At 63.2% G+C, this 14,907-nt stretch carries 17 protein-coding genes; 13 read left to right on the top strand and 4 right to left on the bottom strand.

Annotated features, from left to right (window positions below):
* Nucleotides 1-62 precede the first annotated feature (62 nt).
* Both X743_RS149035 and X743_RS149040 read left to right on the top strand, forming a co-directional pair.
* Nucleotides 63-1,007: a kinase gene (locus tag X743_RS149035; protein WP_031257952.1), complete on the top strand. Its 945-nt coding sequence runs from the start codon at nucleotides 63-65 to the stop codon at nucleotides 1,005-1,007.
* Nucleotides 1,001-2,074 (top strand): PLP-dependent cysteine synthase family protein, encoded by a 1,074-nt coding sequence (locus tag X743_RS149040; RefSeq protein ID WP_031257951.1) that lies wholly within the window; start codon nucleotides 1,001-1,003, stop codon nucleotides 2,072-2,074. Before X743_RS149035 ends, X743_RS149040 begins: the two co-directional genes overlap by 7 nt.
* On the opposite strand, the gene X743_RS149045 is transcribed toward X743_RS149040, so the two are convergent.
* A complete protein-coding gene (locus X743_RS149045; RefSeq protein ID WP_023767044.1) occupies nucleotides 2,069-3,331 on the bottom strand; it encodes a threonine synthase in 1,263 nt (420 codons plus the stop codon). The two genes, X743_RS149040 and X743_RS149045, sit on opposite strands and share 6 nt — an antisense overlap.
* Before the next feature lie 201 nt (nucleotides 3,332-3,532).
* Between X743_RS149045 and X743_RS149050 the strand changes: the two genes are divergently transcribed.
* The 4 genes from X743_RS149050 (at nucleotide 3,533) to X743_RS149065 (ending at nucleotide 6,193) form a co-directional block, all read left to right on the top strand.
* Nucleotides 3,533-3,799, top strand: coding sequence for a helix-turn-helix transcriptional regulator (locus X743_RS149050; protein WP_023767043.1), 267 nt, complete (start codon nucleotides 3,533-3,535; stop codon nucleotides 3,797-3,799).
* A gap of 166 nt (nucleotides 3,800-3,965) precedes the next feature.
* A complete protein-coding gene (locus tag X743_RS149055; RefSeq protein WP_023767042.1) occupies nucleotides 3,966-4,694 on the top strand; it encodes a LuxR family transcriptional regulator in 729 nt (242 codons plus the stop codon).
* 66 nt (nucleotides 4,695-4,760) lie between these two features.
* Nucleotides 4,761-5,375: an acyl-homoserine-lactone synthase gene (locus X743_RS149060; RefSeq protein WP_023767041.1), complete on the top strand. Its 615-nt coding sequence runs from the start codon at nucleotides 4,761-4,763 to the stop codon at nucleotides 5,373-5,375.
* A 320-nt stretch (nucleotides 5,376-5,695) separates the two neighbouring features.
* On the top strand, nucleotides 5,696-6,193 hold the full coding sequence (locus X743_RS149065) for a response regulator transcription factor (RefSeq protein ID WP_245264265.1): 498 nt from the start codon (nucleotides 5,696-5,698) through the stop codon (nucleotides 6,191-6,193).
* A 63-nt stretch (nucleotides 6,194-6,256) separates the two neighbouring features.
* Here X743_RS149065 and X743_RS149070 read toward each other — a convergent pair whose 3' ends face one another.
* Genes X743_RS149070 through X743_RS149080 form a run of 3 tightly spaced genes read right to left on the bottom strand, consistent with a single transcriptional unit; the run spans nucleotide 6,257 to nucleotide 8,335 of the window.
* On the bottom strand, nucleotides 6,257-7,033 hold the full coding sequence (locus tag X743_RS149070; RefSeq protein ID WP_023767039.1) for an amino acid ABC transporter ATP-binding protein: 777 nt from the start codon (nucleotides 7,031-7,033) through the stop codon (nucleotides 6,257-6,259).
* Complete coding sequence (locus X743_RS149075; protein ID WP_023767038.1) at nucleotides 7,033-7,692, bottom strand: ABC transporter permease subunit; 660 nt, start codon at nucleotides 7,690-7,692, stop codon at nucleotides 7,033-7,035. The genes X743_RS149070 and X743_RS149075 overlap by 1 nt, the downstream gene beginning before the upstream one ends.
* On the bottom strand, nucleotides 7,682-8,335 hold the full coding sequence (locus X743_RS149080) for an amino acid ABC transporter permease (RefSeq protein ID WP_031257949.1): 654 nt from the start codon (nucleotides 8,333-8,335) through the stop codon (nucleotides 7,682-7,684). Before X743_RS149080 ends, X743_RS149075 begins: the two co-directional genes overlap by 11 nt.
* A gap of 503 nt (nucleotides 8,336-8,838) precedes the next feature.
* Between X743_RS149080 and trbB the strand changes: the two genes are divergently transcribed.
* From trbB to trbL, 7 genes are all read left to right on the top strand, one after another.
* The gene (gene trbB / locus X743_RS149085; RefSeq protein WP_023767036.1) at nucleotides 8,839-9,822 is read left to right on the top strand and encodes a P-type conjugative transfer ATPase TrbB; all 984 of its coding nucleotides are present in this window, start codon (nucleotides 8,839-8,841) and stop codon (nucleotides 9,820-9,822) included.
* Nucleotides 9,819-10,151, top strand: coding sequence for a TrbC/VirB2 family protein (locus X743_RS149090; RefSeq protein WP_023767035.1), 333 nt, complete (start codon nucleotides 9,819-9,821; stop codon nucleotides 10,149-10,151). The genes trbB and X743_RS149090 overlap by 4 nt, the downstream gene beginning before the upstream one ends.
* The gene (locus X743_RS149095; protein WP_023767034.1) at nucleotides 10,151-10,432 is read left to right on the top strand and encodes a VirB3 family type IV secretion system protein; all 282 of its coding nucleotides are present in this window, start codon (nucleotides 10,151-10,153) and stop codon (nucleotides 10,430-10,432) included. The genes X743_RS149090 and X743_RS149095 overlap by 1 nt, the downstream gene beginning before the upstream one ends.
* A 10-nt stretch (nucleotides 10,433-10,442) precedes the next feature.
* Entirely contained in the window at nucleotides 10,443-12,893 is a 2,451-nt protein-coding gene (gene trbE / locus X743_RS149100; protein ID WP_023767033.1) for a conjugal transfer protein TrbE, read from the top strand.
* Entirely contained in the window at nucleotides 12,890-13,648 is a 759-nt protein-coding gene (gene trbJ / locus X743_RS149105) for a P-type conjugative transfer protein TrbJ (RefSeq protein ID WP_023767032.1), read from the top strand. The genes trbE and trbJ overlap by 4 nt, the downstream gene beginning before the upstream one ends.
* A gap of 11 nt (nucleotides 13,649-13,659) precedes the next feature.
* Nucleotides 13,660-13,977, top strand: coding sequence for a putative entry exclusion protein TrbK-alt (gene trbK-alt / locus X743_RS149110; RefSeq protein WP_023767031.1), 318 nt, complete (start codon nucleotides 13,660-13,662; stop codon nucleotides 13,975-13,977).
* 2 nt (nucleotides 13,978-13,979) lie between these two features.
* Nucleotides 13,980-14,907: P-type conjugative transfer protein TrbL (gene trbL / locus X743_RS149115; protein WP_023767030.1), on the top strand; the 928-nt coding region annotated here is incomplete at its 3' end.

Here is a 14,907-nt window from a genome sequence, read left to right as displayed (position 1 = left end):
CTTGAGGGCGGCTGCCGATCGTCGGCGCCATCTTGCCGCATGGCGAGAAAGCCCTGGGGAAGATGAAAATGACTGAGGCCGGCGATCTCATGAGCGGTGAAACGCTGCGGTCGCCGGTGGGGACAGCGAGGGCGATGGCGCATCACGGCGAGCTCATCCAGGGCGTCTTCAAGGATCATGACGGGCGCCTTCATCGCGGACTCGTGACGCTGCCGATTGCCGGCTTGAGATCGCAGGCGAGCTTTGCCAGGAGCGACGGCGATGCGGTCGTTGTCCGCCCCGATCACAAGGTCAAGGCGGCGACAGCCGCGCGCCTCACCCTCGATTTCCTGAGCGTCGCTGGCGGCGGCGAGCTGACACTTCAAAGCTCAATCCCTGTCGGGCACGGCTACGGCTCATCGACGGCTGACGTCGTCGCTTCCATTCGCGCTGTCGCCGCAGCCGTCAACGTCCAGCTGCGACCGTCGAGCATCGGGCGTCTGGCCGTTGCCGCCGAGCGCGCCAGCGACGCGATCGCCTTCGATGAGCACGCAGTGCTCTTCGCCCAACGCGAAGGCAAGGTGATCGAGAATTTCGGAGGCTCCCTGCCGCCGCTGCTCCTGGTCGGGTTCAAGGCAAATGGCGGCGCTCCAGTCGACACATTGCTGCTGCCGCCCGCGCGCTACGACAGTGCCGAAATCCAGGAATTCGGCGTGCTTCGGGCGCTGGTGGCGCGGGCGGTGCGCCTTCAGGATCCCTATCTTCTCGGACGTGCCGCCTCGGCCAGCGCGGTGATCAGTCAGCGGCACTTGCCAAAACAGGGCTTCGACGAGATCGCCGACATTGCCAGGCGAGCCGGGGCGTGTGGAGTGCAAGTCGCCCATAGCGGTTCCCTGTTCGGCCTGATTTTCGATCTTTTCACCCCGAACCTCAAGCGCCGGGCAGCTCTGGTGGCTCAGCAGATACGGCGTGCCGGCTTCAGGGATGTCGAGGTCCATCTGGTCAATGCGGAGGGCTGGCCATGGTGACCTTCGACGTCGATTATTTCAGGGATCTCGAGACGCCGCGCCTTGCTCTGCTGGCGCCCAATCTCGTGGCCGCTGCTTTCCCGCTGATGAAGCTGATGCCGGCCCGCTACATCCTGGATCGGGCAGCGTCGAATGGCGAACTGAAGGCGGGCTCCCACATCGTCGAGACGACTTCCGGCACATTTGGAATGGCGGTGGCGCTGCTGGCGGCGGCGCGTGGCTATCGCCTGACGCTGGTCACCGCTTCAACGCTGATCGATGCCAAATACAAAGCCCGCCTGGAGCGCATCGGCGCGACGGTCATCGCCCTTGACGATCCTCGCGGCGATGGCAACCAGCCGGGCCGGCTGGAGCGCCTCCAGGAAATCCTGGCCAACGAGCCGGATGGCTTCTGGACCCGCCAATACGACAGTCCGGGCAATTGGCTTGCCTATGCGCGGCTGGCGGAGCTCTTCATCCGCGCCATGGGCAAGGTGGACTGCCTGGTCGGCTGCGTCGGCACGGGCGGCTCGCTATGCGGCACCGCGACCTTTTTGCGAACGGTCTTTCCGCATCTGACGGTGTTTGCCGTCGATACCCATCGCAGCATTTTGTTCGGGCAGCCCGTCGGCAAACGCATGCTGCGGGGATTGGGCAACAGCGTACTGCCGAAAAACGTCAGGCATGAGCTTGTAGACGAGATCCATTGGGTTGGCGCCTACCCTGCGTATAAGAGCGCGCACCGTTTGCTGCGCCAGCACGGCCTCTTCATGGGACCGACCAGCGGCGCCGCCGCGTTGGTGGCGCAATGGATTGCAGCGACCCTTCCGGATGCGCAAGTGGCGGTCATCATGCCTGACGAAGGCCATCGCCATGCCGAGACTGTCTACAGTGACGACTGGCTTGCGGCTCTGCCTGGCTGGCCCTGCAAGGAACTGTCCGAGCCAAGGACGCTGACGACCATCGCACCGGCCGCGGAGACACAATGGACGCGCTTTCTTTGGCTGCGTCGCAGTCTTGACGATGTGCTGAAAACGCGCGAAGCAAGCGATGTGCCACCGGCCGTTGGCGCGGCGGAGAATCTATGAAGCGAGATCCAGTCCGCCTTTGTCGAGCCAGCGCCAGGCATCGTCCGTCGTCTGGAAGACCTGGTCGTGTTCGTTCGATCCGGCGGACCGATCGAGGTCCTTGAGACCGCTGGCTGTCACGACGGCCACGACACGGTCTGAGGCCGCGATGACACCTTGTTCCTTCAATGTCGATATCGCCATCAGCGGCGTGACCGACGCTAGTTCGGCAAAGATCCCTTCGTCCCGCGCAAGACGCTCCTGCATCGCGATCAGGCCGTGATTGCTGACGGGGACGGCGTGCCCGCCGGATTCGCGCAGCGCCTTTAGAGCCTGAAAGGTGCTGCGTGGCGTGCCGATCGATACGGCCAGGCTGTCGAAGAGCATCTTGCGTTCACTCAAGGCATCGGCGCCACTGGCAAGAGCCTGCGCCAACGACCCATGCACCTCCGCTGCGACGAGCCGAGGCAAGCGTGTGATCGATCCTGCCGCGAACAGCTCGCAAAAGCCGGCCCACACGCCGGACAAGGCATCGCCATAGCAGACCGGCAGGACGCACCAGTCTGGCGCCGTGCCGTTCGATTGCTCGACGATCTCATAGGCGATCGTCTTATAGCCCTCAATGCCGAGTGGATGGCTGCCGACGACCGGACCGTGATAGGGCGAGGCGATGAACCAGTCGTAACGAGCAGCCGCCTGTTCAAGCAGCGACCAACGGTCCATTTTGCTGACCAGCGGCAGGACCGTCGCGCCATATTTTCGGATCTGCGCCAGCATCGCGCCGGCCGACCCCGCGAAAGTGGTGACGACGCATTTGAGACCCGCTCGAGCGGCGTAGGCCGCTAGCGAAGCGCCGGCGTTTCCCGATGAGGCGGTCGCGACGATCTTCGCGCCATGTGCGCGCGCCACGCTGACCGCGATCGTCGAGAAGCGGTCCTTGTGCGACCAGGTCGGGTTTCGGCCTTCGTCCTTGATTGCAAGGTCCGGCACGCCCAGAAACGCGCCGATGCGCGGCGCGGCAAGCAAAGGTGTCAGACCCTCGCCAAGGCTCACCGCCTCGGCTTCCGTGCAAGGCAGCATATGCGCAAAACGCCACAGCGAGCGCGAACTGGCGGCGCCCTCAAACGGATGGAGGTGCGGGGCCGCATAGACGGGCGCAAGATTTGCCGGCGCGGTGTCTTGGCAGCGCACGCATCCCCGGGAGTCGATGGTGGTGTCGGCAGGGGAGGAAGCGCCGCATCGGATGCAGACGAACCCCAGGACGCGACCTGCGTCCATGCCAGCTTGCTTTTGCTCGCCCGCGAGACGCGCTGACACGTTGGGTGCAAGGTCGCGAAACGGCCGGCTCGCCATGGCTATTCCCTATTCAGGAAACGATGAATTCGGTTGTTGTTTCAACAGCCCGCAGCACGGCTGTCAATGCGGAATGTGCACTATAGTGTGTCGCACCATAGTGCGCGTCGTAGCATCCGTTGTTGGATGAAACTTCGCGGCGTTTTTGGCCTGAACGTGCAGCGGCTTCGCAGAGAGCGAAAACTCTCTCAGGAGCAGTTGTCTTTCGTTTCGGGCCGCACTCGCGCCTATATCAGCAGCGTCGAAGCCGGGCGGCGCAACGCCACGCTGGATACAGTCGAAATTCTGGCCAAGGCGTTGAATGTCGAACCGCAAGAGCTGGTTTCAGCAAACCCGGCAAGTAAGCGAGCTATTCGGGTGACGAAACAGGTCGCTCCAAAGTCGACCGATTGAAGCCAGACTTCCACAATCCCGTGCTGACCTGATTTTCACTTATCTCGTCTTTGTGATACGTGATTGACTCCTTTAGTGTACATTCGAGGCATGCCCCATTGAAGGTGTCGTTTACAGCCATAGGTTGTTCTTCGGGGTAGGACCTGACTGTGGTCGAGGTCTTCCAATGGAGAACGAAACTGTTACCGACCTTTTTGCGGCGATCACCAAGATCGATACTGCGCGGTCGGCTGATGCAATCCTCCAAGAGTTTTGCGCGGCGATGGCGCGCTATGGACTGCGCAATTTTCTGATCACGGGACTGCCCGTACCGCACGATGCGGACTGGCGACGCGAGATCCTTGCTGATGGCTGGTCTCCTGAATGGCATCGTCGCTATGTCAGCGAGGAGTATTTTTTGCACGATCCTTGCGTCGCCCAGTGCCGGCACTCGCCAGAGCCTTTCCGATGGGCCGAGCTGCCGGCCGCAAGGCTGGTTGCACGCGCGAAGCTGGTGATGGACGAGGCGGCCGAGTTCGGGATGAAAGAAGGTATCTGCGTCCCAATTCATGTCCCATTGGCCGGGCCGGGCGTCGTCACGATGGCGAGTGAGCGAATGGAAGTGCCGCCAGGCGCCATGCCCTTTGTCGAGACGCTTTGCGTTCATACCTTTCGCAGCCTCTCAGGGCTGGGAACACCCGGCGATGGCGAAGCGCCCACGCCCTTGACGGCGCGCGAGCGCGAACTCCTGGAGTGGAGCGCGCAAGGCAAATCCACCGATGACATCGCTTGTATCCTCGGTGTCACCAGGAACACGGTTGAAAGTCATCAGCGCAACATTCGAGCAAAGCTCGATGCGATCAATGTCGCGCATGCCATCGCCAAGGCGCTGCGACGGCAGGAAATCCAGATTTAGCAATACCTGAATACCGTCATACGTACGGCAAGTCCGTTTTCCTACGACCCTCCGCCTGGAGGCGTCATGGTTCGTATACATCTGGTCACTTGGGACAACAGGAAGCACTACAGGAAAGTTCTGGAGCGCTACTTTCGGATACGCTACGAGATTTACGTCAAGCAGAGGAAATGGCGCGCCGTCGCACGGCCCATCAACATCGAGATCGACGCCTTCGACAACGAGCATGCGCTTTATGTTCTGGCGCTCGATATCAACGGCAAGATCGTAGGCGGCTCCCGTCTCGTGCCGACGCTGCAGCCGCACCTCATGAGCGAAGTGTTCCCGGTTCTGGCCGGCGGCAGGCCTCCCAGAGCGGCTGAAATTTTCGAATGGACGCGTTTCTTCGTCGTTCCATCGCTTCGCACGCACGGCAGCCCGTCGCCGGTCGCCGGCCTGGTTCTTTGCGGTCTGCTCGAGGTCGCCCAACGTCTGGGGATTCGACAGATCAGTGTGGTGTGCGAGACATTCTGGCCAAAACGGCTGCGCGCGCTCGGCTGGACGCTGACCGAACTCGGTGACGTTCTCGAACATCCCGACGGCGATATCATCGCGTTGCTGATCGACCTCACGCCCGAGGCTGTCGAGCAGACGCGCAGCGCTTACGGCATCAGCGGCGTCATACTTGCCGACAACATCTAGGCTCATCATCACGCACTTGCGGGAAGCCCGCGAGGGGTGGATCGTCAGGGTGTATTGTCATCGCGGCCATTTGCGCGGTAGTCAGCCCTATGATGGTGTCGAAATCGGTTGATGGGCTCATGAAGCCGCTGGTCCTGATCGCCTCGAAGGACCCGGATTTTTTCCTGGTCTTCGGCCACATACTTTCGGTAGCCGGCTTCGAAACCCAGCTGATCACGGGAGACCGGGAAATCGCACGTGCCATCGCGGCGACAGCCCCGCTTGCCATAATCATGGACTGCCGTCCGGGGGACAGTGCAATCGTCAAGCAGTGCAGCTGGTTGAAGTCCAACGCCGCAACCAAAGCGACGCCGGTCGCGAGCCTGGTTGCCCCGCGCTCCGGCAGGCTGCATCTGGACTTGATCAAGGCTGGCGTCGACGAAATATTTTCCCGGCCGTTCGCGCCCGAGCAGCTGCTGACATGGCTGCACGGCAAGGCGGGTGTCGCGAAGCTTTCACGCGAAACGGACTCGGGCAAGCTGGTGCAGGGCGATTTCCGGCTGGAGCGGCAGACCCACCGGACATTCTTCAAGCAAAAAGAGATCGTGATGCCACCGATCGAGTTCAAGCTTTTGCGCTGCCTGTTGGCGCAGCCTGGGAAGGTCTTGAGCCGCGAGGAGCTTGTCGCGACGGCATGGCCTGAACATGCCGCCGCAACCGATGTGCGGGGCGTCGACGTCCATATAGCCAGGTTACGCAAAAGGCTTCGGGCGTCCGTGGGAAGCGATGTGATCCGAACGGTCCGCTCGGCAGGGTATGCCTTCGCGCCGGACTGGTGATCTGCCATCCGTGCAGCGTCCCGAAGCGGTGTTGCCGGCACGCTGGTCGACACGCGTCTCCTCTCAATGGCTCAGGATGGTGTCCAGGAACAGCCGCGCGCGTGGGTGAGCGGCGGCTGAGAAAAACGTTTCGGAAGAGGCGCGCTCGATGATGCGGCCGTCGTCCATGAAAACGATCTCATCGGCGATTTCGCGTGCAAAACCCATCTCATGCGTCACGCAGACCATGGTCATGCCGGTTTTCGCGAGCGCAATCATGACGTCGAGGACTTCCTTGATCATTTCCGGGTCGAGCGCCGAAGTGGGTTCGTCGAACAGCATGATACGGGGATTGAGGCAAAGCGCACGCGCGATCGCCACCCTTTGTTGTTGACCGCCCGAGAGCTGGGCCGGGTAGGCTTGCGCTTTTTCGGGGATGCGCACCGCCGTCAGATGCTGCATGGCGATCTCTTCGGCCTCCCTTGCTGGTTTCAGGAGAACCCGTCGCAGCGCCAACGTGCAGTTGGCAAGCACGGTGAGATGCGGAAAGAGGTTGAAACTCTGGAACACCATGCCCGTCAGCCGGCACGCCATCGCCGTGTCCCGGGTATTTCTTCCCATTGCTATCCCGTCGAGTTGGATCGTGCCCTTTTGAAAAGGCTCGAGGCCGTTGATGCAGCGGATCAGCGTCGATTTGCCCGAGCCGGAAGGCCCGCAGACGACGATGCGTGCGCCCGCGCGGATCGTCAGATCAATGTCTTTCAAGACGTGCAGGGCACCAAACCATTTGTTGAGGCCATCGACCCGCACATGCGCCGTGGTTGGAACGGCAAAGACTGGAAGCGGGGCTTGAGCGAGCATCAGCGACGCCCGGATGCAAGCAGGCGCTGCTCGATGCGTTTTACGCCATAAGCAATGATCAGCGCCAAGGCGAGAAACAGAATGCCGGCGACGCTTAGCGGCTCCGCGTATCGATAGGTTTCAGACGCGATATCGAAGGCGCGGCCGAGCATTTCGGGTACCGCCAGGATCGCGAGATAGGGCGTGGCCTTGAGGATCGAAACGAGATAGTTGCCCAACGGTGCGGCGATGTTGCGCAGCATTTGCGGCGCGATAATGAAAACGACCGTATCGCGGCGGCCGAGCGACAAGGCTCTGGCTGCTTCCTGCTGGCCCTTCGGGATCGCGTCGATGCCCGCTTTGAACACCTCCGCCAGATAGCCGCTGTAATACAGGCTCAGCCCCAATATGCCGACCGTCATGGCGCCAAGCCGGATGCCGTAGAAGGGCAGGACGAAATACAGGAAATAGAGCCAGGCCAGAATCGGCGTCGAGCGGATGAAGTCGATCAGGAAGCGGACGGCGAGACCAGGCGCGCCGCCGCCGCGTCGGATCATCTCGAAAGTGAAACCGAGCGCCGAAGCGCCGAGGCAACTCAACACCGTTGCCAGCAGGGTCGCCCCGATCGCTCCGATAATGGTCGGGATGGTCGAGAGGGCGAAATCGAGGTCAAATCCCACGCGGCGTTCCTCTTTCAGGATTGACCCGCGCCTCGAGCCAGCGGCCCGCGAGTGCGATCGGATAGCAGACGGCGAAGAAGGCCAGCAGCAGTGCCGAATAGATCGCGACTGGGTTGTACTCGGTCTGCGCGATTTCCTTGGCCCGGAAGGTCATGTCCGTCAGCGTCACCATCGAGACGAGGGACGTCGCCTTGACGAGCTGGATAAGATTGTTGACGAAGGTCGGGCTCATGGCGACCAGCGCCTGTGGCAGTTCGATCAGAAACAGGATCGCAGGGCGCGAGAGGCCGAGCGCCATGGCCGCCTCGCGTTGGCCGGCGGGAACAGATTGCAGTCCGGCGCGCACCGCCTGACTGGCGTAGCCCCCGGTGTTGAGGCCGAGAACCAATGCACTGACGGTGAGCGCCGATAGGGTGACCCCCATCACCGGCAGCACGTAGTAAAAGACGAAGAGCAGGATGACCACCGCGGAGCTGCGCCAGAATTCAATCACGGCGGTGACCAGGAAGCGGGTCATGCCGGTGGTCAGGAACTGCGCGACGCCGAAGACGAGCGCGAACGGTATCGCAAAGACCAGGCCATAGGCCGTGACCTCCAGGGTGATGCCCAGCCCCTGCAGAATGCCCAGCCAGATCTCGAACATGTTCACGAGGTGCCACCGATCTTTGCTGAAAGGGACGTCGACNCCTGCAGAATGCCCAGCCAGATCTCGAACATGTTCACGAGGTGCCACCGATCTTTGCTGAAAGGGACGTCGACGATGTCAGTATCGTTTCGGCGTGCCTCAGGCAGGCGGCTTTGCGCCGAGAAATCGCACCCTCCGGACCGGACCTCATCGCATTCTCCGCGCGGTGGACAGAACGATCGCCTGTACGCAGAGGCCATCGATGGCCTCTCATAAACCCCGCGAGAGTTGTCTGTCAATAAACATGGACACAGTATTGCGAAAGTTCATAATTGATGCATACGGCGAAGGCGGCAACAGGTCGGCCTGGAGCGCGACGACCGTCGGCGCCGCCGCAGGCCGGTAATTTTACGCTACGTTACGATGGCCGCTGAAACCCGTTGAACCGGACTGCTCCAAGGCTCTTTTGATCGTCCCATACCGGGGGTGGTTCGACACGTTCCCGGCACAACGGGGACAGAATGGCTATCTCGCAGAACGATACCGAAGGACGCACGCGCAGCTCGCGCATGCTGCGCACCGCGCTTGGGTCCGCCATCGCCCGGTTTCTCGATGATCCCGCGATCGTCGAGGTCATGCTCAATCCGGACGGCCGCATCTGGGTCGATCGGCTTTCGGACGGTCTGGCCGATACCGGGGAAGTGCTGGCGCCGGCCGCCGCCGAGCGCATTGTGCGCCTGGTCGCCCATCATGTCGGCGCCGAGGTCCATTCCCGTGCCCCCCGCGTCTCGGCCGAGTTGCCGCAGACCGGCGAGCGTTTCGAGGGCTTGTTGCCGCCCGTAGTGGCCGCGCCGGCCTTCGCGATCCGCAAGCCCGCCGTCGCCGTGTTCACGCTCGACGACTATATCGGGGCGGGCACAATGTCGGCCGGCCAGGCCGCGATATTGCGCGCCGCGGTTGCCGTCCGCGCCAACATCCTCGTCGCCGGCGGCACATCGACGGGCAAGACGACGCTCACCAACGCGCTGCTTGCCGAAGTGGCGAAGGGGACGGACCGGATCGTCCTCATCGAGGACACCCGTGAACTGCAATGCGCCGCGCCCAACCTTGTCGCAATGCGCACCAAGGACGGCGTCGCCACGCTTTCCGACCTGGTTCGTTCGTCTTTGCGCCTGCGGCCCGACCGCATCCCCATCGGCGAGGTGCGCGGCGCCGAAGCCCTGGAACTTTTGAAGGCATGGGGCACCGGCCACCCTGGCGGCATAGGCACCCTTCATGCCGGCTCCGGTATCGGCGCCCTGCGCCGTCTTGAGCAGCTTATCCAGGAAGCCGTCGTCACTGTCCCGCGTGCGTTGATCGCCGACACGATCGGCCTTGTCGCTGTGCTTGCCGGACGCGGCAACGCGCGGCGGCTTGTCGAACTGGTCAGGGTCGAGGGTCTCGGCGCCGACGGCGATTACCGCATTGCCGAAGCCACCCCGATCAACACAGGAGAAACTTCATGATCCGCCTGCTTTCGCGCTGCCGCGCCGGCCTGGCCGCGGCCGTCGTCGCCATTGCCTTTAATCTCGTGGCCGTTCCGGTCGCCCACGCGTCGGGCTCCTCGATGCCGTGGGAACAGCCGCTCGAAAAGATCCTGCAGTCGGTCGAGGGACCAGTCTCCAAGATCATTGCCGTGATCATCATCATCGTCACCGGCCTGACGCTGGCCTTCGGCGACAGTTCCGGCGGCTTCAGGCGTCTGATCCAGATCGTTTTTGGTCTTTCGATCGCCTTTGCGGCGTCGAGTTTCTTTCTGTCGTTCTTCTCGTTCGGCGGCGGGGCCTTGATCTGATGGCGGCCGCTTTCGAACAACTCGACGCGGTGCCGGGGTGGACAGTGCCTGTCCACCGTGCGCTGACCGAGCAGATCCTGCTCGGCGGCGCGCCGCGCGGAATCGCGATCCTGAATGGCACGCTGGCGGGCGCGGTCGGTCTCGGGCTGCGGCTGTGGCTTGCCGGTCTCCTCATCTGGGCAATCGGACATGCCGCGGCGGTATGGGCCGCCAGGCGCGACCCGCTGTTTTTCGAGGTTGGACGCAGGCACCTGCGGCTGCCCGGGCACCTGTCGGTTTGAGGGCGCGGCCATGATGAACCTTGCCGAATACCGCCGGACCGCTGCTCGCCTTGCCGACTACCTGCCTTGGGCCGCACTTGTGGCGCCGGGCGTCGTGCTCAACAAGGATGGAAGTTTTCAGCGCACCGCGAGGTTTCGCGGGCCCGATCTCGACTCCGCCGTCGCGGCAGAGCTTGTCGCGGTGGCGTCGCGCATCAACAATGCCTTTCGTCGCCTCGGCTCGGGCTGGAGCGTTTTCGTCGAAGCGCAGCGGCACGAAGCCGCCTCCTATCCCGAGAGCCAGTTTCCCAATGCTGCCTCCCATCTCATCGATGCCGAGCGCAAAGCCGATTTCGACGAGGAGGGGGTTCATTTCGTATCGAGCTACTTTCTCACATTCCTGTTTCTGCCGCCGCCCGAAGAGGCCAAGCGCGCCGAGGGGTGGCTTTATGAGGGTCGCGAAAAGTCGGGCGCGGATCAGGGCGAGATCGTGCGCGCTTTTGTCGATCGCACTGAACGCGTGCTGTCGCTGCTCGACGGGTTCATGCCGGAATGCCACTGGCTCGACGATGAAGACACGCTGACCTACCTGCACTCCACGGTCTCGACCAAACGCCATAAGGTGCGCGTCCCGGAGACGCCGATCTATCTCGATGCGCTGCTCGCCGACGAGCCGCTCGCCGGCGGCCTCGCGCCGCGACTTGGCGACAAGCATCTTCGCGTGCTCTCGATTGTCGGCTTCCCGACCGCCACGACACCGGGCCTGCTCGATGACCTCAACAGGCTGGCTTTCCCCTACCGCTGGTCGACCCGCGCGATCCTGCTCGACAAGATCGACGCTGTCCGCCTGTTGACCAGGATAAGGCGGCAGTGGTTTGCCAAGCGCAAGAGCATCGCCTCGATCCTCAAGGAGGTGATGACCAACGAAGCGTCGGCCCTCCTCGACACCGACGCCGCCAACAAGGCTGCCGACGCCGACACGGCATTGCAGGAGCTCGGCGCCGATATGGCAGGCATGGCTTACGTCACCGCGACCGTCGCCGTATGGGATTCAGACCCCCATGTGGCCGATGAGAAATTGCGGCTCGTCGAAAAGGTCATCCAGGGCCGCGACTTCACGGCGATTGCAGAGACCGTCAATGCCATCGATGCCTGGCTCGGTTCCTTGCCTGGGCACGCCTACGCCAATGTCCGTCAGCCTCCCATCTCAACGCTCAATCTCGCCCACATGATGCCGCTGTCTGCGGTGTGGGCGGGGCCAGAACGGGACGAACATCTGGTCGGTCCTGCCTTGCTCTATGGCAAGACGGAAGGCTCGACCCCGTTCCGGCTGGTCCTGCATGTCGGCGATGTCGGTCACACGCTGGTCGTCGGCCCCACCGGGGCCGGCAAGTCGGTGCTGCTGGCCTTGATGGCGCTGCAGTTTTGCCGCTACCACAATCCTCAGATCTTCGCCTTCGACTTCGGCGGCTCGATCCGCGCCGCGGCGCTCGCCATGCGCGGCGACTGGCACGACCTCGGGGGACATCTCACCGAAGGCCTGGAGGCCTCCGTTTCGCTGCAGCCGCTCGCGCGGGTTCATGACACGTATGAGCGCGCCTGGGCGGCTGACTGGATCGTCGCGCTCCTGACGCGCGAGGGCATCCAGATCACCCCGGACGCAAAGGAGCATATCTGGGCCGCGCTGACGTCGCTTGCCTCGGCGCCCGTCGAGGAGCGCACGCTCACCGGGCTCAGCGTGCTCTTGCAAGCCAATGAGCTGAAACAGGCATTGCGCCCATACTGTGTCGGTGGCGCTCATGGCCGATTGCTCGACGCCGAGGCCGAACATCTCGGCCAGGCATCCGTGCAGGCGTTCGAGATCGAAGGACTGGTAGGCACGCAGGCCGCGCCGGCCGTCCTGTCCTATCTGTTCCATCGCATCGGCGACCGGCTCGACGGTCGTCCGACACTGCTCATCATCGACGAGGGCTGGCTTGCCCTCGACGACGAGGGGTTTGCCGGGCAGTTGCGCGAGTGGCTGAAGACGCTGCGCAAGAAGAACGCCAGCGTCGTCTTCGCCACCCAGTCGCTGGCCGATATCGACAATTCGACTATTGCGCCCGCCATTATCGAAAGCTGTCCAACCCGGCTTCTGCTGCCCAATGAGCGCGCGATCGAGCCGCAGATCACCGCCATCTATCGACGCTTCGGCCTGAACGACCGCCAAATCGAAATCTTGGCACGAGCGACGCCCAAGTGCGATTACTACTGCCAGTCCCGTCGCGGCAACCGTCTCTTCGAGCTCGGCCTGTCCGATATTGGGCTGGCACTTTGCGCCGCGTCCTCCAAGAGCGATCAGGCCCTGATCAGCAGCATCGTCGCCGAGCATGGCCGCGATGGCTTCCTGGCGGCCTGGCTGCGCGCCCGCAATGTCGGCTGGGCCGCCGATCTCATTGCAAATCTCACCGCCTCTGAACCTGGAAAGGAACCCAAATCATGACTGCTCGTCAAAGCCGTCCGCGCGCCCTTCTTCTGGTGGCAGCAGTACTTGCCGCGCCAGTCGCCCTCTCGCCGATGATGATTACGCCAGCGCATGCCCTCATCGTATTTGATCCATCGAACTACTCCCAGAATGTTCTGACGGCCGCGCGTTCGCTGCAGCAGATCACGAACCAGGTCACCTCGCTTCAGAACCAGGCGCAGATGCTGATCAACCAGGCGCGCAACCTGGCCAGCCTGCCCTTGTCCTCGCTGCAGCAGTTGCAGCAGTCGGTGCAACGCACGCAGCAGCTTCTCGGGCAAGCACAAAACATCGCCTTCGACGTCCAGCAGATCGACAAGGCGTTTCAGCAGCAATATGGCAGCATCTCGCTCTCTGCATCCGACCAGCAACTCGTCACGGACGCGCGCTCGCGCTGGCAAAACACGGTGGACGGTCTTCAGGATGCCATGCGCGTCCAGGCCGGCGTGGTTGGAAATATCGAGACCGGCCGCGCGCAGATGTCGGAGCTGGTCGGCGCCAGCCAATCGGCGACCGGTGCGCTGCAGGCGGCCCAAGCTGGCAATCAGCTGCTTGCGCTCCAGGGGCAACAGCTCGCTGACCTGACCGCTGTGGTCGCCGCCAACGGCCGCGCCCAGGCTCTGACCGCGGCCGAGCGTGCCGCCGCGGTCGATCAGGGCCGCGAGCAACGCCGCCGCTTCCTCACTCCCGGCTCGGGCTACGAGGCCGGCTCGGTCCAGATGTTCAACCGCTGAGCTCGATGGCCATGGACGGCAAAACGCTCGCTCGCACGGTGGCTGTCATCCTTGTCGCGGCCGCTTTAACGGCAGCCGCGCTCGGTACGAGCCGAAAAGAGGACGATCCGGCGGGCGAGGGCGCGCGTACAATCGCAGGCTTGATGCCGAACCCGCTTCGCGAAGGTCTGCGCCGTTGCCAGCTCCTTGGCGAGGCTGCCCTGCGTGACGATGGATGCGCGCGGCTATGGGCCGAACAGCGCGATCGCTTCCTCGGTCTCCAAGAGCCATCGGGGCGTTCGACAGACGAGCCGACCGCGCCAGATGCTGCCCTGCACGAGGTGCGATAGCTATGGGCAATACCGGTGTCATCGACCAATTCCTGGCCACTTTCACCCGCTACATCGACAGTGGTTTCGGCCTGCTCGGCGGTGAGGTCGCCTTCGTCGCCACCACGCTGATCGTCATCGACGTGACGCTCGCCGCGCTCTTCTGGAGCTGGGGCGCCGATGACGACATCCTCGCCCGGCTCGTCAAGAAGACGCTTTTCGTCGGTGTCTTCGCCTATCTGATTTCCAACTGGAACGGTCTCGCCCAGATCGTCTTCGAGAGTTTTTCCGGTCTCGGCCTGAAGGCGAGTGGAACCGGTTTCTCGGCGCAGGATCTGCTGCACCCCGGCAAGGTGGCGCAAACCGGCCTCGACGCGGGACGGCCATTGCTCGAGGCGATCTCCGGTTTGATGGGCTATGTCTCCTTCTTTGAAAACTTCATCCAGATCGCTTGCCTGCTCTTTGCCTGGGCGCTCGTCCTGCTCGCCTTCTTCATCCTGGCGGTGCAGCTCTTTGTGACGCTGATCGAGTTCAAGCTGGCGACGCTGGCCGGCTTCGTGCTGATCCCCTTCGGCCTCTTCGGCAAGACTGCCTTCATGGCCGAGCGCGTGCTCGGCAACGTCATCTCGTCCGGCATCAAGGTTCTGGTGCTTGCCGTCGTCATCGGCATCGGGTCGACGCTCTTCGGCGAATTCACCCAAGGCTTCGGCGCGGAGAGCCCCACGATCGACCAGGCCATGGCAATTGTGCTGGCGGCGCTGTCGCTGCTGGGCCTCGGCATCTTCGGTCCCGGCATTGCCAACGGCCTTGTAGCGGGTGGACCGCAGCTTGGCGCCGGTGCAGCCGTCGGCACCGGCCTTGCCGCAGGCGGCATGGCGGTGGCGGGCTATGGCGCAGCCGGCCTTGCGACGCGCGGTGGGACAGCCGCATTGTCGGGCGCGCTGTCAGCCG

The sequence above is a fragment of the Mesorhizobium sp. LNHC232B00 genome (assembly GCF_000502435.1).
Taxonomy (GTDB): Bacteria; Pseudomonadota; Alphaproteobacteria; order Rhizobiales; family Rhizobiaceae; genus Mesorhizobium; species Mesorhizobium opportunistum.
Note: the sequence above shows the minus strand (reverse complement) of the source record. Positions and strands in the feature narration are given on the sequence as shown.

What these genes read in the sequence shown, in the direction of transcription:
- X743_RS149035 (WP_031257952.1), top strand. Translation starts at nt 63, where the DNA reads ATGAAAATGACTGAGGCCGGCGATCTCATGAGCGGTGAAACGCTGCGG.
- X743_RS149040 (WP_031257951.1), top strand. Translation starts at nt 1,001, where the DNA reads ATGGTGACCTTCGACGTCGATTATTTCAGGGATCTCGAGACGCCGCGC.
- X743_RS149045 (WP_023767044.1), bottom strand. Translation starts at nt 3,331, where the DNA reads ATGGACGCAGGTCGCGTCCTGGGGTTCGTCTGCATCCGATGCGGCGCT.
- X743_RS149050 (WP_023767043.1), top strand. Translation starts at nt 3,533, where the DNA reads ATGAAACTTCGCGGCGTTTTTGGCCTGAACGTGCAGCGGCTTCGCAGA.
- X743_RS149055 (WP_023767042.1), top strand. Translation starts at nt 3,966, where the DNA reads ATGGAGAACGAAACTGTTACCGACCTTTTTGCGGCGATCACCAAGATC.
- X743_RS149060 (WP_023767041.1), top strand. Translation starts at nt 4,761, where the DNA reads ATGGTTCGTATACATCTGGTCACTTGGGACAACAGGAAGCACTACAGG.
- X743_RS149070 (WP_023767039.1), bottom strand. Translation starts at nt 7,033, where the DNA reads ATGCTCGCTCAAGCCCCGCTTCCAGTCTTTGCCGTTCCAACCACGGCG.
- X743_RS149080 (WP_031257949.1), bottom strand. Translation starts at nt 8,335, where the DNA reads ATGTTCGAGATCTGGCTGGGCATTCTGCAGGGGCTGGGCATCACCCTG.
- trbB (WP_023767036.1), top strand. Translation starts at nt 8,839, where the DNA reads ATGGCTATCTCGCAGAACGATACCGAAGGACGCACGCGCAGCTCGCGC.
- X743_RS149090 (WP_023767035.1), top strand. Translation starts at nt 9,819, where the DNA reads ATGATCCGCCTGCTTTCGCGCTGCCGCGCCGGCCTGGCCGCGGCCGTC.
- X743_RS149095 (WP_023767034.1), top strand. Translation starts at nt 10,151, where the DNA reads ATGGCGGCCGCTTTCGAACAACTCGACGCGGTGCCGGGGTGGACAGTG.
- trbE (WP_023767033.1), top strand. Translation starts at nt 10,443, where the DNA reads ATGATGAACCTTGCCGAATACCGCCGGACCGCTGCTCGCCTTGCCGAC.
- trbJ (WP_023767032.1), top strand. Translation starts at nt 12,890, where the DNA reads ATGACTGCTCGTCAAAGCCGTCCGCGCGCCCTTCTTCTGGTGGCAGCA.
- trbK-alt (WP_023767031.1), top strand. Translation starts at nt 13,660, where the DNA reads ATGGACGGCAAAACGCTCGCTCGCACGGTGGCTGTCATCCTTGTCGCG.